The following is a 22,691-nucleotide window of genomic DNA, read 5'->3' on the forward strand; positions in this document are numbered from 1 at the left end:
TATTACTGCCGAATGAGTCGTTTACGTTCGTATTCGCGAATACTTTGATGAATATGCTGCACCGCTTGACGCGTAAGTGGGTTACGATTTTCATCAAGTACTTGCCCACCATCGACCGCTGCAGCCAGCTTCTCAGCTGCATTATGCATCATGGTAAAGGCTTGAGTTGAATTACTTTTTATTGGTAATGCGAGGAACAATGCCACGCCTTTTGATTCAAATTGATCCATTTCTTCAATCGCGAAAGTTCCCGGGTTAAACATATTCGCTAAACTAAAGAGTACTGGCCCTTGTCCGGCTGTATCTACATGCCGATGAAAAATATCAAACTCGCCATATTTAAAGCCTAGTTCTGTCATTTGTTGCAGCAACACTGGCCCGGTGATCGTTCCCATCACATGTAACGCAATAACGAGATCAGGAGCTTGGCTTAAGACCGGCTCTTCATCCTCGTCTAATGGCAAATCCATGCTTTGCTGCGCCGGCTCAGTCTGTGTCTCTTTGCCTTGAGGCTTGCTACGCGGCTGTGGCTTGGCTTTTACTTTTGCTTTCACTTCTTCTTGCTGTGCTTGTTTTAGCTCATCAGGTTCTGCGGCAACCGACGGTAAATCAAGCTCTTCCTCGTCAATAGATGCTCTTATTGGGCGCGATGTCTCAGGCTCGGCTACGCCATTACCGTCATCAGCCTTGGCTGACGCTTGTTTCGATGCGGATTCAACAGCCGCTGAAGGTTTTTGGTAGCTCTCAGAAGCAGGTTTGTCGACACGTTGAGAAGCGCGTTGAATCACTCGAACTTCACCAATACCGTCATCATCAAAGCCTGCACTTGGCTGCGCTTGTTCGCGTTTGCGATCAAGCTCTTCCTGTTGCAATCGCGCGCGCCGTTCACTACGACGAATATTCCACATGCCGTGACCAATGATGAGGCCAATAAGCAGTAGCCCAATAACACTAAAAACAATTTGCATGGTACTCATAGCAGGCTTTCCATGATCTGTTTTGACCCTATAGTTCTTGTTTTTAAGAGGCTTCGGTGAGTGCAACGGCCTCGTCAACATCCACCGCGACTAAGCGTGAAACACCCGGTTCTTGCATTGTCACACCCGCTAGGTGTGAGGCCATTTCCATCGCCACTTTATTATGACTGATGTAAATGAACTGTACTGTCTGTGACATTTCTTCGACTAAACGACAAAAACGCCCAACGTTTGCATCGTCTAAGGGCGCATCCACCTCGTCCAACAAACAAAACGGTGCTGGATTAAGTCTGAATATAGCGAACACCAATGATAAAGCCGTCAGGGCTTTTTCACCACCCGATAACAGGTGAATTGTACTATTTTTCTTGCCCGGTGGCCGCGCCATGATCGCCACACCTGTTTCGAGTAGATCATCTTCGGTAAGTTCCAAGTAAGCACTACCGCCACCAAAAACTTTGGGAAACAGTTCTTGAAGCCCGGTATTGACAGCGTCAAAGGTACTTTTGAAACGCTGTCGAGTCTCCCGTTCAATCTTACGAATAGCATTATCAAGCGTCTCTAAACTTGAGCTTAAATCATCATGTTGCTGATCTAAATAGGCTTTACGTTCTGCTAAAGTTTCCGCCTCTTCGATCGCCGCGAGGTTAATGGCGCCCAGTCGCCCAATCGCACTTTGTAGACGATCAACTTCGGCCTGCCACTTTGCTTCATCGGCTTGCTCGGGCAATTGCTCTAATACTGGCTTCAACGGCTGTTGCATCTCTTCCAGCACCGCTAACACATTACGGCTTCGCTCTTGAAGCGCAGCGAGCTCCATTTGGCTACTTTGCAATTGCTGGCGAGCTTTCTCAATTTGTGTCTCTACGCCTTTCGCACCGCTACTAACCTCATTAAGCTGTTGCTCAATATCTGCCAGCTGATTACTCCACGCACGACGTGCTTCATCAACATCTTCACGCTGTGCTAACAGTTCTTCTAATTGTAATGCTTGAACTTCCAATTGCTGTTGCTGATCGAGATCAGGATCGGTAAGTAAGTTCAGTTGTTCCTGTGCTTGGCTCTGCTGCAACTGCGAGCGCTGCAACAAGGTTTGTAGGTGATGTAATTCACTCTTTATTTGTTCAAGCTGTAACTTCTTGTCTTGTTGTTCTTGTTGTCGCTGCTGCTGCATCGCGCGTAGCTGGCTGCGCTGATGCTGCAGCTGTTCACGTTTCTCTTGCCACTTTTCATCGCTGTCAGATGGTTGCTCTTGCTGCTCAAATTGATGCATCTGTGAAGCAAGTTCTTGCTCTTGCAGCTTTAACATTTCAGCCTGCTCGGTCAACTCCAAGCGGCGCTCGTCGACAGTACTGAGCTTAGTTTCCAACACTTGCTGTTGTTGCGTCTGCCATTGGCTTTTCTCACGCCAAGTGGCTACTTCAGCCTGATATTGGCTATGCAATTCACGCTGCTGCTGAAGGTCTAGTTCATGCTGGCGTCGCTGCTCTTGAAGTTGCTTTAATGATTGCTCAAGCTCAACACTTTGGTGTGCTACGTCTTCTAGTTCAGTTTTTAACGCAACTAACTCTTGCTGCTGCAACAGCTGGCTATCTTCCAGCGCAACCTGTGCCGCTTGATATCCTGCGGCTGACCAGATCTCACCTTGTTGGTTAACGGCATAATGCCACTGCTGTGTTTGCAGTTTCTGCTGAGCTTCATTGGCATCGGCAACTAAGGCGACCTGCTGCGCCCACTGCCAGTTTTTTAATGGCGCTGAAAGCTCAGCTGCTAAACTCCCGGTTTTCGGCTGTTCGGCGTCACTGCCAATAGTCACCAGCCGCATACCAAGTTGTTGCGGCCAGCTAGCTAACACGTCATTCACTACGTAGGCATCGAGCCAAGGCTCTAACAACTGCTCAACCGCAAACTGCCACTGTTCACTCACCTCTACTGCATCGCGCAGCTGACCTTGGTGTTGAATACCCTGTTCATTCAACCACTCGCAAAGTTGTTGCGGCCAAGAGCTCGCCTGCGAGGCTTCGAGTAATGTTTCTAATGAGCTTTGCCGACCTAGCAACTGTTGTTCACGTTGACGTGACTGACCTAATTGCTGTTCACAGTGTTCACGTTGTTCACGCAATTGCTGCTGTTTAAGTTGCGACTTTTGCAGTTCCTCGTCACTGTTCGAAAGCTGTTGCTCAGCCTGCGTTAGCTTGGTGTTCGCCTGCTCTTGCTGCACCACTGCAAGATCACTTTGTAATTGCTGCTGTTGCTGGTCAAGTTCCTGTAACTGTTGGACGATACGTTGCAGTTGATCTTGATTACGCTCCTGTTGCAACTTCAACGTCTGCGCTCGCTCGCGTTGCGCTTGTTGCGCGTCTAAATGCGCCTGATAGTCGTTTTGTAGCTGTAACCATTGTTCTTCGTGCGCATGAAAGGCTTGCTCGGCCTCTTGGGTTCGCAGCTCAGCCTCTTCAACTTCAGGGGTTAACTGCTCGAGCTGTAACTGCAACTCCTGCTGTTGCTCAAAATCGCGGGCATAAGTGTCATTCAGCTGCGCCAGCTCGGCACTTAACTGTTGCTGTCGCTGCTCACGTTGTTGCAATTGCTGTCGCGCACTCTGCAATTGCTGCTCGATGCGGGTTATTTCATTACCAAGCTGATAAAACTGTTGCTGAACTTCATCTAATTTTAGCTTTGTTTCTGAAGCTTGTTCGCGCAACTCGATGGTACCGCGCTCGCTCCCCCTTTGCTCAGCCACCCAGCGTTCAAGTTCAGCTTCATGTTCACGAATGGTTTGCCTAATGCGTTCCGCCTGTTGCTCTTGCGTGAGCCATTTCAACGCCTGCAGTTCAGCCTTAAACTTACGCTCTTGTTGCTTTAAGTCTTTGTAGCGCCGAGCTGCTGCTGCTTGGCGCTGAAGTTTATCTAGTTGGCTTCCTAGTTCATCACGAACGTCACTTAACCGCTCAAGATTATCCCGCGTATGCTGCATGCGGTTTTCTGTTTCTCGGCGCCGCTCTTTATACTTTGAAATACCCGCGGCCTCTTCGATAAATACCCGAAGCTCTTGTGGCTTCGACTCTATTAGCCGAGAAATCATGCCTTGTTCAATGATCGCGTAACTGCGTGGCCCAAGGCCGGTTCCCAAAAATAGATCGGTAATATCGCGACGCCGACACTTGCTCGAATTTAGAAAATAGTCTGAGCGCCCTTCTCGGGTCACTAAGCGTTTGACCGATATTTCTGCGTAATTTGCATACTCGCCTTGAATTCGTCCATCGGAATTATCAAATACTAACTCGACACTGGCTTGCGAAACGGGCTTACGTGCGCCGGAACCATTGAAAATAACATCGGTCATAGCATCGCCGCGCAGGTTTTTAGCTGAGCTTTCGCCCAGCACCCAGCGTACCGCATCGATGACGTTCGACTTGCCACAGCCATTCGGCCCAACGACGCAAGTCATTTGGTGCGGAAAAGGTACTTTGGTCGCATCGACAAAGGATTTAAAACCAACCAGTTTGATGTGTTTTAGACGCATTCAATTTGCAGCTGCATAATTATTGTTGTCCGTTCATAATGCTAGATTTTGTAACATTTTCAAGGGTAGGTTACCGAGTAAAAGTTCGTATACTGGGTAAAATTTTCACGACTATCAGTTTAGTTAGCTTTTTAAGGAGTAATGAATGCCCCAAGCCGCTTCCAGTGATTTTGGCGCAAGCTACGTTGCCCGTGGCTTTGAGCTCGCTTTCCAAAAAGGCGTGCGGCGCTACGCATTAATTCCCTTAAGCATCAATATTGTGCTGTTTAGCATTGCTATTTATTTTACCTTTCATTACACCACATTATGGGTGGCTGATCTTATTGCTTGGTTACCGTCATGGTTACAGTGGCTTGAGCTCGTGCTTTGGCCACTTATCATTATCGGTGTTCTCTTACTTTTTGCGTTAACTTTCACCAGCGTTGCGAACATTATTGCTTCGCCTTTTAATAGCTTATTGGCTGAAAAAGTTGAAGAACGCCTGACCGGTGTGCCCGCTCCCAACGGCGGCGTGGCTGGAATGTTAAAGGATATACCACGAACCTTAGGCCGCGAGCTACAAAAGCTTGTCTACTTTGTTCCTCGCACGCTGGGCTTTTTGCTGCTACTGCTATTTATTCCCGTGATAGGACAACTTTTATGGTTGCTGTGGGGCGGCTGGATGATGACGATTCAATATGCCGATTATGCATTTGATAACCATAAAGTACCCTTTCGCAATATGCGTCGCAGTTTACATCAGCATCAGGGTAAAAGTTTAACCTTTGGGGTGGTGGTGGCGTTTCTCGCCTCTATTCCGCTGGTGAATTTGATCATGATCCCAATTGCAGTCTGTGGCTCAACCGCGATGTGGGTCGATCATATGCGTGCTCAAAATTTACCCTAGCAGAACATCGTTGCAATGGTTATGATAGTTAAATAACTGTTAGCTATCAGGAAGCAAATCGTGCACTTGGTACGTCATCTTACATTAAGCTTATTGCTGTTCGTTGGACTACTGCCAAACCTGCAGGCCAACGAGGATGAGATTGTTTGGGGCGTTAACCATGCCCCTCCGTTCCATATTGCAGACGGATACCTCGCTGATCAGGGTGTCTGTGACCTTATGATTGATGCGTTTGCTCGAGCCCTTCCAGAAACCAGCCAAAGTGTTCTACGCTATCCGCAAAGTCGCATCGCAGCCCTTATTCGGCAGGGTAAAAACTTGTGCTTCCCCTGCTTAATAAAGCGCGCGCAAGACACCGACTTTGTCTATTTCTCTAACGCAACTCTTGAATATCCGGCGCACGGCATCATTACCCGTCCGGAGCTCGCAAAAGAGTTCGAACGGCGGTTTGGTAATCCGGTTGATCTTGTTGAGTTATTAAAAACTGGTGATTATCGATTTGGCCAGCCGTTGGGGCGCGCCTATGGCAGCTTGCAACCCTACATTGATAGGTTTCTGCACAACACCTCACGTTTTAGCGAAATATCAGGCCGTAATGCGAACGCCAATATGCTTGCGATGGTGAATGCCGAACGCCTTGATTTTGCGATCGATTACCCAATTTTGTTGAACTACCACAACGATATCTTGCCGATCGACTTGGTTTTTATGCCTATCAAACAAAACTATGAACAGCCAGTAGAGGGGGCTGTCGGCTGTGCGGCGACACCGTGGGGAAGAAAGGCTATTGATAAAATTAATAGTGCGATTCCGCAAGTCATTGAAGACCTCAAGTTCCGTACCGCAAAAGATCGTTGGCTTATGCCACGGAACCCGTAAAATAGCCCCTACAAATCTTCTATCACTTTGTTCATCAACCATGGCTTTTTTACTATGAAAGTTTCTTCTTTGTCATTAGCAACCTCTGTCGCTATCGTATTGGCCTGCTCTAGCACTTTCTACTCTACCGATGCACAAGCATGGGGAAAAACCGGACATCGTATCACTGGTAAAATTGCCAGTGCTTACCTTAGTGATGCTGCACGTGCCGCTATTCGTGACCTGCTTGGGCCCGAATCATTGGCGGAAGCATCAACTTACGCAGATGAAATGCGCTCAAACCCAAGTGATTTTTGGCAGCAAACGGCTGGGCCATTTCACTACGTAACGCTCAATCAACCGCATACCTATGATGCCGAAGATTGCCCGCCACAAGGTGATGCCATGAGCGCATTGAAAGATTTTACGGCCACCTTAAAAGATACGTCTGCTCGTCACGAAGACAAGCAACTTGCGCTACGCTTTATCGTGCATATTATTGGTGACTTACATCAACCCTTGCATGTAGGTTCTGCCGCGTTAAACGATCGTGGTGGAAATGACGTCAAAGTGACCTTTTTCGGTGAGCAGAGCAACTTACACCGGGTCTGGGATTCAGGTTTAGTCGAGCACCAGAAGCTTTCTTACTCCGAGTTTTCGCATTGGCTGCAGCGCAAAATAACGCCGCAGCAAGCACAACAGTGGGCCACTCCTGATCCTTATCAGTGGATTAATGAAAGTTCAAAGCTGCGCGATGAGATCTATCCGCAAACAGATGAGCCTTACTTAGCTTGGGATTATGTTTACAGCTACACACCGACGATGAAACAACGTTTGCAACAGGGCGGAGTTCGTATTGCGGCGTATTTAAATCAAGTATTTGCTGAGTCGCAAAGTTAAGTTGGCGAGGCGAAACGATAGCGAGTTAAGCCTCGCTATCGTCATCCAATAATTTAGTATCCAACTTCTTCGAAGTCTGTACTCCCATCTCCTTAAACTTCTCAACGCGCCCGACCAAGTTGCCGCGACCACTTGAGAGTTTATTCATTGCACCATCGTAGTTCTTACGCGCTGCATCTAGGCTGTTACCGATTTTTTGCATGTCTTCAGTAAAGCCGACAAACTTGTCGTAAAGCTTACCCGCATCGGTCGCAATTTGCTGCGCATTACGGTTCTGATATTCATACTGCCAAATATTATTCACAGTTCTTAGCGCAACCAACAAGTTGGTCGGGCTTACCAGCATAATATTATTATCTAGCGCCAGACGAATGAGCTCTGGATCACGATCAACAGCAAGCAAAAACGCCGGCTCAATTGGAATAAACATCAACACGTAATCAAGTGTTCGAACACCTTCAAGCTGCTGATAATTCTTCTTTCCGAGGCCTTTGATGTGCGCACGTAATGAATTCACATGCTCGGTTAAAGCCGCTTCACGTAATTGCTCATCGTCGCTATTAAAGTAGCGCTCATAGGCAACCAAAGAGACTTTAGAGTCGATGACGACGTCTTTGTCGTTCGGCAAATGCACCACAACATCGGGCTTAAACGATTTGCCATCTTCATCACGATGATGACTTTGCGTTTCGTATTCATTACCTTCACGTAACCCCGATTGATTAAGGATACGCTCGAGTACGACCTCACCCCAATTCCCTTGAGCTTTGGTATCACCTTTCAATGCTTTGGTTAACGCTTCGGCTTCCGATGCCATTTGTTTGTTTAGATCCTGCAATGAAGTGATTTGCTGAGTTAACGAAGCCCGTTGTTTTAGCTCTTCCGTATACTGTGATTCCACTTGTTTCTTGAACGCATCAAGTTGTTGCTTAAAAGGGGCTAAAGTGGTTTCAAGTGTGGTTTTACTATGTTGCTGCAAGCGCTCAGACTTTTGCTCGAAAATCTGTTGAGCCAAGCGCTCGAACTCTTTTTTCATACGTTCTTCGCTGGCTTCTAACAGTTTTTGCTTTTCTTCTGCATGCTTGAGCGTACTTTCCAATTTACTTTGCGATGCAGCAAGGTCCGCCTGCAACTGGCTGCGTTGCTGTTGCACCTGCACCAGCTGTTGCTCGGTCTGTTGCAAGCGCTGCTCAGAGCGTTCGAGCTCTTGCTCTAATTGCTGCTCGCGTTGCCCGGCCACCGTTTGTTGGTGGCCCATCTGTTGCTGTAGCTGGGCAAGCTTAGGACGTTGCAACGCCCAGCCAATCAACAGCCCCAGAATGCACGCGCCAGCCCCGGCCACCAGCCATTGCCAAATTAGCAGATTAAGCATCGGTAGCTTCCAGCTTCACACGCCAAATCGCAGGGCCGGTTTCATGAGCATTCTCGCCGCTACTGTCCACCGCTACTGTCACGGGCATGTCTTCAACATCGAATTCGTAAATAGCTTCCATGCCTAAGTCTTCAAAGGCAACCACCTTGGCCTGTTTAATGGCTTTCGCAACTAAATAAGCCGCACCTCCTACCGCCATCAAATAGACTGCTTTATGTTGTTTGATACTTTCGACCGTTGCAGGCCCGCGCTCGGCTTTGCCTATCATGCCTAAAATACCGGTTTTATCGAGCATCAAATCAGTAAATTTATCCATCCGTGTAGCTGTAGTTGGCCCGGCAGGCCCAACCACTTCGTCGCCAACAGGATCAACCGGTCCGACGTAATAAATGAATTTATTTTTAAAGTCGACTGGTAAGGTCTCGCCTTTATCTAGCATATCTTTAATACGCTTATGAGCGGCATCACGACCGGTAAGCATCTTGCCTGACAACAATACGGTTTCACCGGTTTTCCAGGTTTCAATATCGGCTTGTGTAATTTCATCGAGGTTAACGCGACGCGCATCATCGCCCAGCTCAAAGGTAATATCAGGCCAGTCTTCTACTTTCGGCGGTTGCAGATCCGCGGCTCCTGAGCCGTCTAAAGTAAAGTGTGCATGCCGGGTCGCCGCACAGTTGGGAATTAAGGTAACAGGCTTTGAGGCCGCATGGGTTGCCGCTGTTTTGATCTTCACATCCATGACGGTAGTGACACCGCCAAGCCCCTGTGCGCCAATGCCTAATTTATTGACGCGATGATAAATCTCTAGACGCAGCTCTTCTTCGGCATTTTGTGGCCCACGATCAAGCAACTCTTGAATGTCTACCGGGTCCATCAACGCTTCTTTTGCCAGCACCGCAGATTTTTCTGCCGTACCACCGATACCGAGACCAATCATACCCGGTGGACACCAACCGGCACCGAGTTTTGGCATGGTTTCCACCACCCAGTCGGCAATCGAATCACTTGGGTTCAGCATCACCATCTTCGATTTATTTTCCGAGCCTCCGCCCTTGGCTGCGATCATCACTTCGATTTTATCGCCTGGTACCATATCGATATGAACCACCGCAGGGGTGTTATCTCCGGTGTTTGTCCGTTTCCCAGCGGGATCGGCAACAATAGAGGCGCGTAGCGGATTTTCTGGGTTCGTATATGCTTGACGCGTGCCTTCATCGACCATCTGTTGCACCGTCATATCGGTTTTGTCCCATTGCACTGCCATACCTACTTTAACGAAGCAGGTGACAATACCGGTGTCTTGGCAAATCGGTCGATGTCCTTGGGCCGCCATACGTGAGTTCGTCAACACCTGCGCAATTGCGTTTTTCGCCGCGTCACTTTGCTCTTTGTGATACGCCTTTTCCAATGCTTGAACAAAATCTAAGGGGTGATAATAGGAAATATATTGCAATGCATCTGCGATGCTTTCGATGAAATCCGCTTGCCGAATGATGGCCATGACTACCTCTATGTCCTCGGGTTACAATTGCCGGTTATGATAGCGTTTTCATCGCACGCTGACCAGTTTTCAGATGGCTTATGTTAAGCTAACGGAAAACTAGTTTGGAGTTATCTAGCCGTGTCGATTACCGCCGTCGTTGTTGATTTAAAATCTGATTTTAATACGCTGTTTTCAGCGGTTGCCGACGAGCCTTGGGCGTTATTCCTCGATAGCTGTGATCACCCTAACAGTCGTTATGACTTTATCTTCCGCCAGCCGGAACAGGTGCTCACGGACATCACCGATTGGCCACAAGCTTTACAGTCGTTGCTGGCACAATTGCCCGATTACCAAGGCCCCAGCAAGGTGCCCTTTCAAGGAGGCCTGGCAGGGGCTTTTAGCTATGACGCTGGGCGCGCCCTCGAACAACTACCCAACCATGCCGATAGCGATATAGCGCTACCGGATATCGCAATAGGTTTATACTCACAAGCTTTAGTCCGCTGTCGGCAAACCCATACCACCTGGTTAGTCGCGCCCGCGCAGCAACTGGCAGAGTTAGAACAATTCTGGCACGCACAGCAGCAAAACGACGCCGCAACTTATAACTTTCAACTGACGTCAGCATGGCAAAGTAATATGACCGCCGCTGACTACCAAGCAAAATTTAACCAAGTTCAGGACTATCTACACAGCGGCGATTGCTATCAAATTAACCTCGCACAGCGTTTTAAAGCGTCGTTTAATGGCGATGCTTGGGCTGCCTATCAGTACCTAAGAGAAGCCAATAAAGCACCTTTTTCGGCGTTTATGCGACTACCGCAAGGCGCATTGTTAAGCCATTCTCCAGAGCGTTTTTTGCACGTCAGCCCGGCGGGGAGTGTGCAAACTAAGCCTATTAAAGGTACTCGACCACGTGGCGATAGCGAAGCGAGTGACCAAGCACTCGCTGATGAGTTACGTTCGGCAACAAAAGATCGTGCAGAAAATGTCATGATTGTAGACTTATTACGTAACGACCTCAGTAAAGTGTGCTTGCCTAGCAGCGTCAACGTGCCGAAATTGTTTGCCATTGAAAGCTATCCGGCAGTTCACCATTTGGTCAGCACGGTCGAAGGCCAGTTGCAGGCAAACGCTACTGCGCTTGACCTTATCGCTGCTTGCTTTCCCGGCGGATCGATAACCGGAGCGCCAAAAATTCGGGCGATGGAAATCATTGATGAGCTTGAGCCGCAACGGCGCAGCTTTTATTGCGGTAGCTTCGGCTACATATCGCAACATGGCGAAAGCGATACCAATATCGCCATTCGTACTTTGGTGGCCAGCTCCGAGCACATCTACTGCTGGGCTGGCGGTGGTTTAGTCGTTGATTCCAACGGTGAAGAAGAATACCAAGAAACCTTAGATAAGGTAGCCAAAATTGTACCGGTGCTGGCCGCCACACAAGAGTCCAGCGAATCATGACCCGCGATGAGTTCCTCCACCGTTTTCAGCTACATGCGCCGCGCCAACAGCCTCGTGTGACGCAAAAACGGTTGCGCCCCGCAGCGGTGCTCATCGGTTTATGGCAACGCGATGACGAGCTCCACGTGGTGCTTACCCAGCGAGCTGCTAACTTACGGCATCATGCCGGACAAATTAGCTTCCCAGGGGGACGTCAGGAACATAGTGATCGCTCACTCTATGAAACCGCATTGCGAGAAGCCCACGAAGAAATAGACCTAGACCCAAGTGCCGTAACATTGGTTGGGCAACTGCAAGACTACCCGGTGATTAGTAATTTCCTGATACGCCCCTATGTTGCATTCATTGAGCCGCAACAACCTTTTCGTGCCGATCCACATGAAGTCGCCGAGATTTTCACCGTCCCGCTGCAACACGTTTTACATCAACGTGAGCACTTTGCTTACCGTTTGCAGCGTTTTTTGTACGATCAGATATACTTTATTCCATATCAGCATAGAAATATCTGGGGTGCTACGGCTGGAATTTTGCGTGAACTGGCCGATCACGTGTATCCTGAGCGACATTCGCTTTTTCGTTCTCTCAACTAATAGGTTAACGATACGACTTATGATCAGTGTTTTTGATATCTACAAAGTGGGCATTGGCCCATCAAGTTCGCATACCGTAGGTCCAATGCGTGCAGCGCTAGAGTTTTTGAAAGCAGCAGACCAAGCCGGACACCTTAAGCAAGCCACCACAGTGCAAGTGGAACTATTTGGCTCGTTAGGTCAAACCGGTAAGGGGCACGGTACCGGTAAAGCAGTTATTTTAGGTCTTGCCGGCGAAGATCCTGAAACCGTGGATACCACCACTGTCGATGACTTTCTTGCCAACACCGAACAAACCCAAAAGCTTAAATTACTCGGTGAACACGAAGTCGACTTTCCAAAGTCCGGAGCCATTACTTTCCACCGCCGTAAAACCATGCCGCGTCACGCCAATGCGATGGAGCTGCGTCTTCTGGCAGGCGATGAAGTCATCTACAAAGACCTGTATTACTCGATCGGCGGTGGCTTTATTGTGCGTGATGCCGATTTTGATGAAACCTTAGAAGAAGCTATTGAACAATCAAGTAAGCCAATTCCCTATCCTTTCGATTCTGCCGCTGAGTTGCTAAGCCAGTGTAGTGAAAATGGGTTACGGATTAGCTCACTGATGCTCGCCAATGAAAAAGTTTTCCGAAGTGAGGCTGAGATCCGTAAAGGATTAATGCATATCTGGAATACGATGGATGACTGCATCGACCGCGGCACCAAAACCGAAGGTATTTTACCCGGCGGACTCAAGGTTCGTCGTCGCGCACCAGATCTTTATCAGCGGCTACGCAACGAAAAGTCCACAGACCCTATGTTAACGATGGACTGGGTCGATTTGTTCGCCTTAGCAGTGAATGAGGAAAACGCAGCCGGGGGCCGCGTAGTTACTGCGCCAACCAATGGTGCTGCGGGAATTATTCCAGCGGTTATGAAGTACGCGGATCGATTCATCGCCCCGCTCGATGAAGAGACGGTAGTTAGGTTCCTTCTCACCTCGGCTGCGATCGGTATTCTTTACAAGAAAAACGCCTCAATCTCAGGTGCCGAAGTAGGCTGTCAAGGTGAAGTTGGCGTCGCCTGCTCAATGGCAGCCGGAGCGCTCGCCGAGCTTATGGGCGGTAGTGTCAGCAATGTCGAAAACGCTGCCGAGATAGGTATGGAGCATAACTTAGGCTTAACTTGTGATCCTGTGGGTGGACTCGTACAGGTGCCGTGCATTGAACGTAATGCGATGGGCTCCGTTAAAGCCATTAATGCGGCACGCTTAGCCCTTCGCGGCAGCGGTGATCATAAGGTTTCACTGGATAAAGTAATCAAAACCATGTGGGACACCGGTAATGATATGAAAACCAAGTATAAAGAAACCGCCCGCGGTGGCTTGGCAGTAAACATTATCGAATGTTAATCAACTCATAAAGTTGGTAGTTTAATATCAGCAAATAGGCGATCAACAGCTTCTTGAGTGCGCTGTTGCATCGCCTCTTCTACCACCGTCTTACTTAAATGTGGCGCAAAGGTTTCAATAAACTCAAACATGTAACTTCGTAAAAAAGTGCCCTTGCGAAAACCAATTTTCGTGGTGCTTGGCGCAAACAAATGAGCCGCTGGTATAGCAACTAACCCTTTGTCCGCTTCTGCATCAAACGCCATAGAAGCAACCACGCCAACCCCTAAGCCAGACCGAACATAGGTTTTGATAACGTCAGAATCGGTGGCTGTAAATACCACATTCGCCTCTAGGCCGCTTTCCTTGAAGGCACGGTCAAGCTCTGAACGACCCGTGAAGCCATGTACATAGGTGACAATCGGCTGAGCGCTCAACTGTTCGATGCTTACCTTTCCGACCTTAGTCAGTGGATGCCCTTGTGGGACAATTATCGAGCGGTTCCAGTGGTAGCAAGGTAGCATTACCAACTCTTGATACAGATGCATGGCCTCAGTGGCAATGGCAAAGTCAGCTTTACCCTTTGCCGCAGCCGTACTTATCTGCTCAGGCGAACCCTGGTGCATGTGCAATGAAACTTTTGGGTAACGCTCCATGAACTGCTTAATTTTTTTCGGTAGCGCGTAACGTGCTTGGGTATGTGTGGTAGCGATGCTTAGCCGCCCCTGATCTGGCATGGTATGCTCGCTGGCAACGGCCTTAATATTATCGACTTGATCAAGTATTGAGCGCGCTATCGTAATCACCTGCTCGCCGGCAGTGGTGACATGCGTCAGGTGTTTGCCACTGCGCTCAAATATTTGTATCCCTAGTTCGTCTTCAAGCATCCTTACTTGCTTACTAATACCGGGTTGTGAAGTAAATAGACTTTCAGCGGTCGCTGAAACATTCAGGTTATGATTTAATACTTCAACAATATAACGCAGCTGCTGCAATTTCATGGCGGTTTCCGAATAAGTTACTTATTCGAAAAATATATAACAATATCGCTATTTATTCCAATATCAAAACAAGAGGTTTTTGTGTCGAGCTTATCTGATCAACTAAAAAACTTAGGTTTCGAGGCTTCTGAACAGGCACCAGAAGACGCCTCAGTCGCCGACACAGCTATCGATAAGAGCACGGCCGTTCGTATTCAGCGTCAGACCAAAGGGCGAAAAGGCAAAGGTGTCACCGTGATTTTTGATCTACCCACTGAAGCTGAGCTACTCGCTGACTACGCGAAACAACTGCGAAAACAATGTGGCGTCGGTGGCAGTGTTAAAAATAACACGATTGAACTACAAGGCGACCAACGCGAAGCGAGTAAAGCATTTCTCGAGCAGCAGGGCTTTAAAGTGAAATTAGCCGGCGGTTAACTGATAACCAAAAGAAACTTCACGCCCTTGGTTTTGCCAGCGTAAGTCGTGCGCAAGTTTTTGTAATAAATCGAGTCCACGTCCGTAGGGCTTATGCGTCGTATCTATTGCTGGCAATGCCGGAGCCTCCCATTTACGCCCTGAATTTCGTACGGTGAAATGCAGGTAGTTTTGCGCGTGATCATAACGTACTGCAATACTAATCGAACCCGATTCCAGCTCTTGCAAACGCTCAATGCGTAGTTGGTAGTAATACGCAAAGCCCTCGGGATCGTTTTTCATGCGTGAGTCTAACCCCAGTAACCCGTGTTCTAAGGCATTGTTAAAAACTTCAGCAAGCAGCAAGTAGATAGTTGTACGGTGGCCATGTAACGTTGGTAGTCGCCCGATAATGCCAAGTACCGCGGTAATTACATCGATACGCTTGAGTTCATCCGCCTGCAGCTCGGTAGTGAAAGTGAAAGGTAAGGCCTCCACTTCACCGTCATGCTGTTGGCGCACCAGCCCGGTCGGACGGCACTCTAAAATAGCCAAAGAAAGATCGTCGTGCAGCGGCTGATTTCCGCGAAAGTTTTCGAGCTCTGATATTAGAGTGTTAAAGTCGTCGCGCTTTGGGTAAGTCTGAATTAAATCTTCCAAAGCGTCCATCCCCAGAAACTCGCGCTTCTGGCTTAACATTTCAATGACTCCATCGGTAAACAATGCAATAGCGTCATCTTTGGTGGTTCTTATCGTCGCGACCTGACTATCAAACTCTTCCACCGTAAGCACGCCCAGCGCCATATGTTGCGCAGTTAAGCGGTGTTTCACAATACCATCAGAACCGAATACTAAAGCCGGCGGCATACCACCATTCCAGTACGTTAACCATTCACCATTGGCGGACAGCTCAAGCAAGAAGCAGGCACAAAACATATCGCTAGGCAGCAGGCGATTTAACCGATAGTTGAACTCAATCACCATTTCAGCAACGGATACGCTGCGGTCTGCCATGGCGAAAAATGCTTGCGAAAGCGGCAAAGCACCCGTCGCAGGAGCCAAGCCATGCCCCGTAAAGTCAGCCATTAGTACGTACAGATTTCCGAGGTGCCCTGGCGCGATCAAACATAAGTCACCATTGAACTTTGAGGCGGGCGTTAGCAGTGTGCGGATATGCTTATAATGGGTGAAGTTTCGGCTCAGCGCATTGCGAAAGATATGCTCAACCAATTCATGTTCACGCTCGACTCTTTGGGTATGCCAAATGAGACTATCGCGAACTGCGTTTAACTGCCGAGCCGTATTAAAACCATGTGCCATAAGCTGCAGACGTTTGAACAAAACCTCAACGGATTCAGGCCAAGCAATGGTATCCCCCTGCCAGCGCTGCCAGATACCATTGGCAAGCGCCTTTGGAACAATCAGTAACTGTTGCGGGAAACGTAACGACTTGTGCAGCTCTGCCACGTCTGTAGCAGAAATAACGATGGTTGGATGAACCAGCGCTTTATTCGCTCGCCATGCTGTAAAAGGTTTGACCTTAATTCGTCGGGCAATTTCCAGACGCTTAAGTTCAGCGAGCACCGTGCGGGAAAATTCCGATTCGTCCGCATAAATGTCGACTACAATTTGCTGGGCTGGCTGCAGCATGGCTTTGCCTCTGCGAGGTGAGCGCTATTCGATGGTAAATAACTTGTCGAAGCGGGAAATATCGAGAATGTTTTTAACTTCAGGCCGACTATTTATAATATGAATGCCCTTTACATTGTCACATACGGCTTTGCGCATGTTTAATAGCATCCCCAATGCTGAGCTGTCCAAATATTCCGTCTCGCGCAAATCAATATAGATTGTCGGCTTTTCATCACCAATAGAACTGTATGCGCGTCGAAATTCGTGAACTAGTCCGAAGTCAAACTTTCCATGTACGGCTATGATTAGTTCTTTACCATCGCTTGAAACATGACGAGTAATCGACATTGTTCACCTACTTGCTTGTTATTATTTGATTAGACAGTTGTAAATAGTGCCAACTGACGCCTGTAAACACAAGCACTGAAACAAAAAATATAAAGACACAGACAAAAAAGCCGGTCAATTATTGACCGGCTTTTAATGTCTCAAAATTTAAACCTGAAACCAGAAAATTAAGGTTTCTGCTGATATTTATTGTAAAGCTGCAGGTGACGGTTATTCAGATCAACCATGCGTCCTTCAATAAACAGCATTTCGACGTTCTGTCCTATTGGGTCCAATAAGTCGCCGGCGGAGATAACCACCGTCGCCTGTTTGCCCACTTCTAGCGAGCCAACACGATCAGCCACGCCCATAAACTCTGCTGGGGTTAGTGTAATCGCACGCAAAGCAGCGTCTTTATCTAACCCATACGCAACAGCGTTGCCCGCGGCAAATGGCAAGTTACGGACATCCCAATAACCAGGGTAACTAATCGCGAAGTCGACACCTGCGTCGGCAAGCGCCGCTGGCGTTGAGAATGCCTGATCAAAGGCTTCATCATGGCGTGATGGCAAACCAAAGGGAGCGCCATAGACCACTCGCACATCGGCCTCGGCAAGGGTATCAGCCATGCGCCAAGCGTCACGCGCACCCATTAACACCCAGTCGAAACCGAACTCTTTGGTTAACGTCATCGCTTCTTGGATTTGGCGTTGATCATTGGCATGAACATAAAGTGTGCCGCTGCCATCAAACAGACCCAGCATGGCTTCCCAACGTAAATCGGTGCCATTTAACTCACCGGCTTGTTTTGCATCGTAATAGGCTTTTGCTTCAATGAAAGCACGCTTTAAATTCTTACGAGCTTCCGCGTTGGCTTTACGTTGTTCTGCAGGTGAACGTGTCTCCCACCATGAACTACTTACACCAACCCGCGGCCAGTTTACGTGAACCCCGACATTGAGGCGCTCACCGGCGTCTTCGTAGGTCCAGCCGTCTAACTGCAACAGGCTCGAACGACCCGCTATAAGGTCGCCTTGTGGCACTACTTGTGCGTGAGAAATACCATTATACCGAATCGTCGGAATGACTTCTGAGTCAGGGTTATAGGCAACATGACCACTCACTTCCGGAGTAATCGCGCCTGTTTCCTCTGAGTCTTCCGTCGCTCGCACGGCTTCGATTTCCTTCAAACCCAAGGTGGTATCCATCGCAATGACACCTGGATACAAATGCTTACCCGATACATCAACAACTTGAGCGCCTTCTGGGGTTGCTAAGTCTTTACCAATGGCACTAATTTTGCCATCCACCAAAAGTAAGTCGGTATCTTCCTTAACGCCATTTACAACGGTGTAAACCGTACCACCTTGTAGCAGGATAGGCTGTTGTTGTGGCTCACCCGGAACAATGTCATGCGCTGCAGCACTTAGGGTAAGGCTTGCAGCAGCAACTGCTGTCATTAATTTTTTCATTATTAGTGTCCTCCGTGGCTATGCGCAGTAAAGGTTTGTAACCATGTGTCATGCTCAGTATCGCAATGCCAGCTTGGTTGTTCACGCTTGTAGCCATTTTCTGCACCTTTGCTAGCCGACGGGTCAGCCAGAACTTGTTGCATTAACGCTTGCTTCTCTTCTTGCAACGCGACACGTAACTCTTGATCACGCTCACGATTGAAATAATTGCGCGCATTAATCCAAGTTTGTTCTACACGTGCATAGGAACTTAGTGGATGGTTATTCCAAATCACGAAGTCAGCATGCTTACCTTCGGTAATACTACCGACATACTGGTCAACTTTTAGCTGCTTCGCTGGATTCAACGTGACCATTTTCAGTGCTTCATGCTCAGACATGCCACAATAAGTGACTGACTTCGCAGCTTCTGTATTCAGGCGACGCTGTAAATCGTTACTATCCGAGTTAATACTGGTCAGAACGCCTTTTTCAGACATCAAGCAAGCATTTTGCGGAATCGCATCATAAACCTCGAACTTGTAGGCCCACCAGTCTGCGAACGACGAGCCACCCGCACCATGTTTGGCCATCTCTGAAGCCACTTTGTAGCCTTCTAAGATGTGCGTGAACGTGGTCAAAGTGAAGTTAAAGTCTTCGGCTAACCGTAACAACATCAAAATTTCTGACTGTACATAGCTGTGCGCATGAACGAAGCGCTCACGCTCCAAAATTTCGAGTAACGTTTGTAACCGGTAGTCAGGACGCGGCGCCGCTGTCTTAGCGCGCTCACTGCGACTCAGTTTCTCGTACGCCTGCATGCGCTCACGGTATTCAAGGGCTGCGGTGAACCCGTCACGCATCAGTGTTTCAACACCCATCCGTGTTTGCGGATAGCGAGTGCTCAACCAAGAAGGGTAACGGCTCTGTTTAACGTTTTCACCTAAGGCAAACTTGATCGACGGCGGCGCTGCATCAAACTTCATTTGATCTGCAGTTGCACCCCAACGCAATTTAATCACCTGCGCTTGCCCACCAATCGGGTTTGCTGAGCCGTGCAACAACTGCGCCATGGTCGTGCCGCCCGCGAGCGAGCGATAGATATGAATATCATCGGGATTAACCACATCGCCAATGCGAACTTCGGCGGTAATAGCTTCTGATGATTCGTTGACGCCACGGTCGATAGCAATATGTGAGTGCTCATCGATGATTCCTGGCGTCACATGCATACCTGTGGCATCGATGACGGTATAGCCAGAAGGTGTACGTAAGTCTTGCCCGACGCGGTAAAATTTACCGTCACGAACTAATACGTCGGCATCTTCAAGAATACCTTGCTCGTCGGCGGTCCAAACGGTGGCATTTTTAATGTGCAGGTTTTGACGCTCAGGAAGGCCATCAAGACCATAAGCGACATTTGGATAGGTTAAACGACTGACATAATCAGTGGCGGCAACATTTGCACCTTCACCGTTATTAGTCTGCTCAGCAGCCGCCTCTCGACGTCCTTCAAAGCTCAATTCTCGTCCGTCAGGGCCAATCGCAACACCGGCATAGGTACGCTCGGCGGTTTGCTCTAACTCGACGCGCCACGCCCCCTCAACACCGGCAAAGTCGGAGTCGACCACAAACGATAGGCTGCTTTCATCACGACGACTTGCACGTAACTTCGAGCGCGCGTCGCCAATCACCAACGCACCACCTACTTTATCGTCGCCTTGCAACTCAAACACTACCTCTTGGTTAGCGATGGTAGCATTGATTGAGCCGTTAAAATCGGCTTTGCGTAGCGGAGCGAGTTCTTTTTCAGTGCCCTGTAGCCAAACTGATTTAATACTACCGTCAGTAAACAAGTCACCTTCAGCAACTACTAAGTCAGCCATATAACCAGGCGCAATTTTACCTGCTTTATCGGCAACCCCAGCGATACGAGCTGGAACTGTGGTAAGCGCTGCTAAAGCTCGCTCTTTACTTAAGCCGTGCTGTACAGCTTTACGTAAGTTGGGCCAAAAGTCGCTGGCGCTTTTCAATTGATGCAAGGTAAATGAAAAGTCGATGTTAGCAGCCGATAGTGCCGCCGCATTACCCGGCGCACGCTCCCAGTGGCGTAAATCAGCAAGCTCTACATCTAGATGGTCATTAACGCCTGACACTTCTGGTGCCGCGGGAAAGTTCAGAGGCAGAATCAGTGTTGAGTTCGTCTCTTTAATCGCATCAAGGCGCGCATATTCGTAGTTTGAACCAACAAAGGTTACCGGCACATCAAACTCACTAAATACACTGTGTGCGCGCAGCAATGACTTGTCATCAGAAACAGTGAAAACCATACCCTCTTGCTCAATCGGGCCTAGCTCTGCCAATGCGGCGTTGTACTCTACGGGACCGTTGTAGGCATTTTTCCCTTGCGCTTCTTCGTACCAATTGGCATCAGACAAAGTCTGGCGAATCAGTGCGATTGAGCCCATTAATGAACTCGGATATTGCTGTTGCGACGAACCTTTATCAAACGAGCCAAAGTGACGGCCTTGGGCAAGGTAAACCACATTGTTGGCAATCTTGTCGGCGAGCGACAGCGTCACCGCCTGTCCTTGGAAAATACCGTCTAGGCGAGCACTTTGCACTGCGGTAAAGCCTTGCTCAATGTAGTCATTGGCAGCCTTGGCATCACTCGCCGCTTCGTTCACCCATTCTAACTGTGAGTGAATAGCGTCGTTTGCCGCGTTCCCACCTTCGCGCTTGTTACTATATTCAGGGCGAGTTGAGAACCATGGCCCACGCTGCTCTTTTTTCGGCTCAGGTACACCATAATTACTGTAAGCATCGATAAAGCCTGGGTACACCGTATGGCCTGATAAGTCGATGACACGAGCCCCTTCGGGTGCGCGGTTGTTTTGGTTAATGCGCTCAATTTTACCGTTACGGATCACCAGCGTAGCATTCTCGATGGTTTTTCCGGGCTCGGTGATAATCGTGGCATTTTGCAATGCAACGTAGCTTGACGAGTTGTCGTGCAACCCTTGCACAGTGGTGGTTTGCGATGCTGAAACTAGCGCTGGTAGCGCTGCACACATCGCAACCGCCAGCTTGCTGAGGCGGTTACTGCTAATCATCGGCGTCCCCTTAATAAGGTTGGTCTGTTGTGAAATTCTGGTTTTATACTTTTGTCGTTAGCTTACATTAACGGCTGCGATGAGTTGAATGCAATCCAATAAGGGATAAACAGCTTAGATATGTCGGTAAAGCGTTGTAGTATTTAAATAGACGTCAATTCAATCACTCACAAAGAAGGTAAAGCGCTTATGTTTTCGAAAGCCTTACGCACATCTTTAATTCTTGCCGCAACCGTAGCCAGCGCAACCGTTGTTGCCCAGCACGCTTTTAATGACGCTGACAAAGCCGTTGAGTATCGCCAAAAAGCGTTATCTGTAATGCAAAATAATTTCGCCTACATGGGCGATATGATTAAAGGCGATATGCCTTTTGACCTCGCTATTTTTACTGAGCGTGCAGAGAACTTCAGCAAATTAGCTTCCGTTCCTTGGGTTGGTTTTGCTCAAGAAGGGGCCATGCCGGGTAACAATACCGATGCCCTGCCGGCTATTTGGGACAATTGGGACGACTTCCAAGAGCGCGCGGCGCAATTGCAAACTGATGCTGATACCTTGATGGCAGCGGCCCAGTCAGGTGATCAAGGGCAGATACGCCAAGCTTTTATGGCCGCGGCTAAAAACTGTAAAGGCTGTCACGACCAGTACAAAGATTAAACTAACCCCAAAAGTACCATGCGCTGGCAGCAATCACCGCTGCCAGTAGCCATGCCCACCAGGCCGCTGAGACATTTGGCTGATGCTGCACGTTACGCTTACCATGAATCATTGCTTTAACTAAATTCACTCCACGTAACTGATACACCAGAATCGCCAGGATATGCACCGCAATAAGCGCTAACAGAACATTAAAATTGATTTCATGAACATCTGTTATCAGGCCTTGAAGATCACTATCGATCAAGCTCGCCAGAGGTCCAGAGTAGAAAATATCATCGGTGGCAAACAGCCCAGTACTAAGCTGTATGGCCAACACCAACCAGAGCGCGAGTACCGCCCAACCGCCTGCTGCATTATGGGTCGCGCCGGGTTGATACGAGCGAGAACGAAGTTCTTGTACATGTCGCACGACCGCCTTTGGGCTTTTTACAAAAGCACTAAAACGAGCGTTAGAGCTCCCAAACACTGCCCATACGAGCCGACTTATCAGTAGCGCCCCCACCACAAAAGCCGTGCGAAAGTGCCATTCCATGAAACCATATTCAGCCGTCCACCATAAGGAAACCACACCGATGACCAACAGCCAATGATAGCCTCGCACGAAACTGTCCCAAACTTTAACCATGATAAACTCCACCCATGCATACTCTTTCAAGCGATACTTTGTTAATGTTAAGTGACGC

The 22,691-nt window shown here is 48.6% G+C and carries 18 protein-coding genes; 8 read left to right on the plus strand and 10 right to left on the minus strand.

All coding sequences use genetic code 11. The features are described from left to right. Positions 1-2 precede the first annotated feature (2 nt). A complete protein-coding gene (gene zipA / locus PSI9734_RS04495; protein WP_173919889.1) occupies positions 3-977 on the minus strand; it encodes a cell division protein ZipA in 975 nt (324 codons plus the stop codon). 43 nt (positions 978-1,020) lie between these two features. Beyond that, positions 1,021-4,503, minus strand: coding sequence for a chromosome segregation protein SMC (smc, locus tag PSI9734_RS04500; protein WP_173919890.1), 3,483 nt, complete (start codon positions 4,501-4,503; stop codon positions 1,021-1,023). Positions 4,504-4,648: 145 nt separating this feature from the next. Here smc and cysZ point away from each other — a divergent pair, with 145 nt between their 5' ends. Genes cysZ through PSI9734_RS04515 form a run of 3 tightly spaced genes read left to right on the plus strand, consistent with a single transcriptional unit; the run spans position 4,649 to position 7,147 of the window. Continuing rightward, the gene (gene cysZ, locus PSI9734_RS04505) at positions 4,649-5,389 is read left to right on the plus strand and encodes a sulfate transporter CysZ (protein WP_173919891.1); all 741 of its coding nucleotides are present in this window, start codon (positions 4,649-4,651) and stop codon (positions 5,387-5,389) included. 60 nt (positions 5,390-5,449) lie between these two features. Further along, on the plus strand, positions 5,450-6,268 hold the full coding sequence (locus tag PSI9734_RS04510; RefSeq protein WP_173919892.1) for a hypothetical protein: 819 nt from the start codon (positions 5,450-5,452) through the stop codon (positions 6,266-6,268). 54 nt (positions 6,269-6,322) lie between these two features. Further along, positions 6,323-7,147, plus strand: a complete 825-nt coding sequence (locus tag PSI9734_RS04515) for a S1/P1 nuclease (protein WP_173919893.1) — start codon at positions 6,323-6,325, stop codon at positions 7,145-7,147. A 25-nt stretch (positions 7,148-7,172) separates the two neighbouring features. Here the strand turns inward: PSI9734_RS04515 and rmuC are convergent, their stop codons facing one another. Next, positions 7,173-8,519 (minus strand): DNA recombination protein RmuC, encoded by a 1,347-nt coding sequence (gene rmuC, locus PSI9734_RS04520; protein WP_173919894.1) that lies wholly within the window; start codon positions 8,517-8,519, stop codon positions 7,173-7,175. Continuing rightward, positions 8,512-10,023: a fumarate hydratase gene (locus tag PSI9734_RS04525; RefSeq protein WP_173919895.1), complete on the minus strand. Its 1,512-nt coding sequence runs from the start codon at positions 10,021-10,023 to the stop codon at positions 8,512-8,514. The genes rmuC and PSI9734_RS04525 overlap by 8 nt, the downstream gene beginning before the upstream one ends. 120 nt (positions 10,024-10,143) lie before the next feature. Between PSI9734_RS04525 and pabB the strand changes: the two genes are divergently transcribed. The 3 genes from pabB to PSI9734_RS04540 are packed head-to-tail and all read left to right on the plus strand — an operon-like array spanning position 10,144 to position 13,452. Then, the gene (gene pabB, locus PSI9734_RS04530; protein WP_246194724.1) at positions 10,144-11,469 is read left to right on the plus strand and encodes an aminodeoxychorismate synthase component I; all 1,326 of its coding nucleotides are present in this window, start codon (positions 10,144-10,146) and stop codon (positions 11,467-11,469) included. Then, on the plus strand, positions 11,466-12,059 hold the full coding sequence (locus PSI9734_RS04535; RefSeq protein ID WP_173919896.1) for a CoA pyrophosphatase: 594 nt from the start codon (positions 11,466-11,468) through the stop codon (positions 12,057-12,059). Before pabB ends, PSI9734_RS04535 begins: the two co-directional genes overlap by 4 nt. Positions 12,060-12,078: 19 nt before the next feature. Beyond that, positions 12,079-13,452 carry an L-serine ammonia-lyase gene (locus PSI9734_RS04540; protein ID WP_173919897.1) on the plus strand — a complete coding sequence of 458 codons (1,374 nt, stop codon included), beginning with the start codon at positions 12,079-12,081 and terminating at the stop codon, positions 13,450-13,452. A gap of 5 nt (positions 13,453-13,457) precedes the next feature. Here PSI9734_RS04540 and cysB read toward each other — a convergent pair whose 3' ends face one another. Beyond that, positions 13,458-14,432 (minus strand): HTH-type transcriptional regulator CysB, encoded by a 975-nt coding sequence (cysB, locus tag PSI9734_RS04545; RefSeq protein ID WP_173919898.1) that lies wholly within the window; start codon positions 14,430-14,432, stop codon positions 13,458-13,460. Positions 14,433-14,513: 81 nt separating this feature from the next. Here cysB and PSI9734_RS04550 point away from each other — a divergent pair, with 81 nt between their 5' ends. Next, positions 14,514-14,849 carry a translation initiation factor gene (locus PSI9734_RS04550; protein WP_217420748.1) on the plus strand — a complete coding sequence of 112 codons (336 nt, stop codon included), beginning with the start codon at positions 14,514-14,516 and terminating at the stop codon, positions 14,847-14,849. On the opposite strand, the gene PSI9734_RS04555 is transcribed toward PSI9734_RS04550, so the two are convergent. The 4 genes from PSI9734_RS04555 to PSI9734_RS04570 all read right to left on the minus strand — a co-directional run bounded on the left by PSI9734_RS04555 (position 14,835) and on the right by PSI9734_RS04570 (position 21,351). After that, positions 14,835-16,478: an ATP-binding SpoIIE family protein phosphatase gene (locus PSI9734_RS04555; protein WP_173919899.1), complete on the minus strand. Its 1,644-nt coding sequence runs from the start codon at positions 16,476-16,478 to the stop codon at positions 14,835-14,837. The two genes, PSI9734_RS04550 and PSI9734_RS04555, sit on opposite strands and share 15 nt — an antisense overlap. A 24-nt stretch (positions 16,479-16,502) precedes the next feature. Then, complete coding sequence (locus PSI9734_RS04560; protein WP_173919900.1) at positions 16,503-16,808, minus strand: STAS domain-containing protein; 306 nt, start codon at positions 16,806-16,808, stop codon at positions 16,503-16,505. A 167-nt stretch (positions 16,809-16,975) separates the two neighbouring features. After that, positions 16,976-18,259, minus strand: coding sequence for an amidohydrolase family protein (locus PSI9734_RS04565; RefSeq protein WP_173919901.1), 1,284 nt, complete (start codon positions 18,257-18,259; stop codon positions 16,976-16,978). Positions 18,260-18,261: 2 nt separating this feature from the next. Further along, the gene (locus PSI9734_RS04570) at positions 18,262-21,351 is read right to left on the minus strand and encodes an amidohydrolase family protein (RefSeq protein WP_173919902.1); all 3,090 of its coding nucleotides are present in this window, start codon (positions 21,349-21,351) and stop codon (positions 18,262-18,264) included. Positions 21,352-21,540: 189 nt separating this feature from the next. On the opposite strand from PSI9734_RS04570, the gene PSI9734_RS04575 reads away from it, so the two are divergent. After that, complete coding sequence (locus PSI9734_RS04575; RefSeq protein WP_173919903.1) at positions 21,541-22,005, plus strand: c-type cytochrome; 465 nt, start codon at positions 21,541-21,543, stop codon at positions 22,003-22,005. A 1-nt stretch (position 22,006) separates the two neighbouring features. On the opposite strand, the gene PSI9734_RS04580 is transcribed toward PSI9734_RS04575, so the two are convergent. Continuing rightward, a complete protein-coding gene (locus tag PSI9734_RS04580) occupies positions 22,007-22,633 on the minus strand; it encodes a cytochrome b/b6 domain-containing protein (protein WP_173919904.1) in 627 nt (208 codons plus the stop codon). Positions 22,634-22,691: the final 58 nt, after the last annotated feature.

The sequence above is a fragment of the Pseudidiomarina piscicola genome, from assembly GCF_902806985.1.
Lineage (GTDB): Bacteria > Pseudomonadota > Gammaproteobacteria > Enterobacterales > Alteromonadaceae > Pseudidiomarina > Pseudidiomarina piscicola.

What these genes read in the sequence shown, in the direction of transcription:
- cysZ (WP_173919891.1), top strand. Translation starts at nt 4,649, where the DNA reads ATGCCCCAAGCCGCTTCCAGTGATTTTGGCGCAAGCTACGTTGCCCGT.
- PSI9734_RS04515 (WP_173919893.1), top strand. Translation starts at nt 6,323, where the DNA reads ATGAAAGTTTCTTCTTTGTCATTAGCAACCTCTGTCGCTATCGTATTG.
- PSI9734_RS04565 (WP_173919901.1), bottom strand. Translation starts at nt 18,259, where the DNA reads ATGAAAAAATTAATGACAGCAGTTGCTGCTGCAAGCCTTACCCTAAGT.
- PSI9734_RS04535 (WP_173919896.1), top strand. Translation starts at nt 11,466, where the DNA reads ATGACCCGCGATGAGTTCCTCCACCGTTTTCAGCTACATGCGCCGCGC.
- smc (WP_173919890.1), bottom strand. Translation starts at nt 4,503, where the DNA reads ATGCGTCTAAAACACATCAAACTGGTTGGTTTTAAATCCTTTGTCGAT.
- PSI9734_RS04540 (WP_173919897.1), top strand. Translation starts at nt 12,079, where the DNA reads ATGATCAGTGTTTTTGATATCTACAAAGTGGGCATTGGCCCATCAAGT.
- cysB (WP_173919898.1), bottom strand. Translation starts at nt 14,432, where the DNA reads ATGAAATTGCAGCAGCTGCGTTATATTGTTGAAGTATTAAATCATAAC.
- PSI9734_RS04555 (WP_173919899.1), bottom strand. Translation starts at nt 16,478, where the DNA reads ATGCTGCAGCCAGCCCAGCAAATTGTAGTCGACATTTATGCGGACGAA.
- zipA (WP_173919889.1), bottom strand. Translation starts at nt 977, where the DNA reads ATGAGTACCATGCAAATTGTTTTTAGTGTTATTGGGCTACTGCTTATT.
- PSI9734_RS04570 (WP_173919902.1), bottom strand. Translation starts at nt 21,351, where the DNA reads ATGATTAGCAGTAACCGCCTCAGCAAGCTGGCGGTTGCGATGTGTGCA.
- PSI9734_RS04575 (WP_173919903.1), top strand. Translation starts at nt 21,541, where the DNA reads ATGTTTTCGAAAGCCTTACGCACATCTTTAATTCTTGCCGCAACCGTA.
- rmuC (WP_173919894.1), bottom strand. Translation starts at nt 8,519, where the DNA reads ATGCTTAATCTGCTAATTTGGCAATGGCTGGTGGCCGGGGCTGGCGCG.
- PSI9734_RS04560 (WP_173919900.1), bottom strand. Translation starts at nt 16,808, where the DNA reads ATGTCGATTACTCGTCATGTTTCAAGCGATGGTAAAGAACTAATCATA.
- PSI9734_RS04525 (WP_173919895.1), bottom strand. Translation starts at nt 10,023, where the DNA reads ATGGCCATCATTCGGCAAGCGGATTTCATCGAAAGCATCGCAGATGCA.
- PSI9734_RS04580 (WP_173919904.1), bottom strand. Translation starts at nt 22,633, where the DNA reads ATGGTTAAAGTTTGGGACAGTTTCGTGCGAGGCTATCATTGGCTGTTG.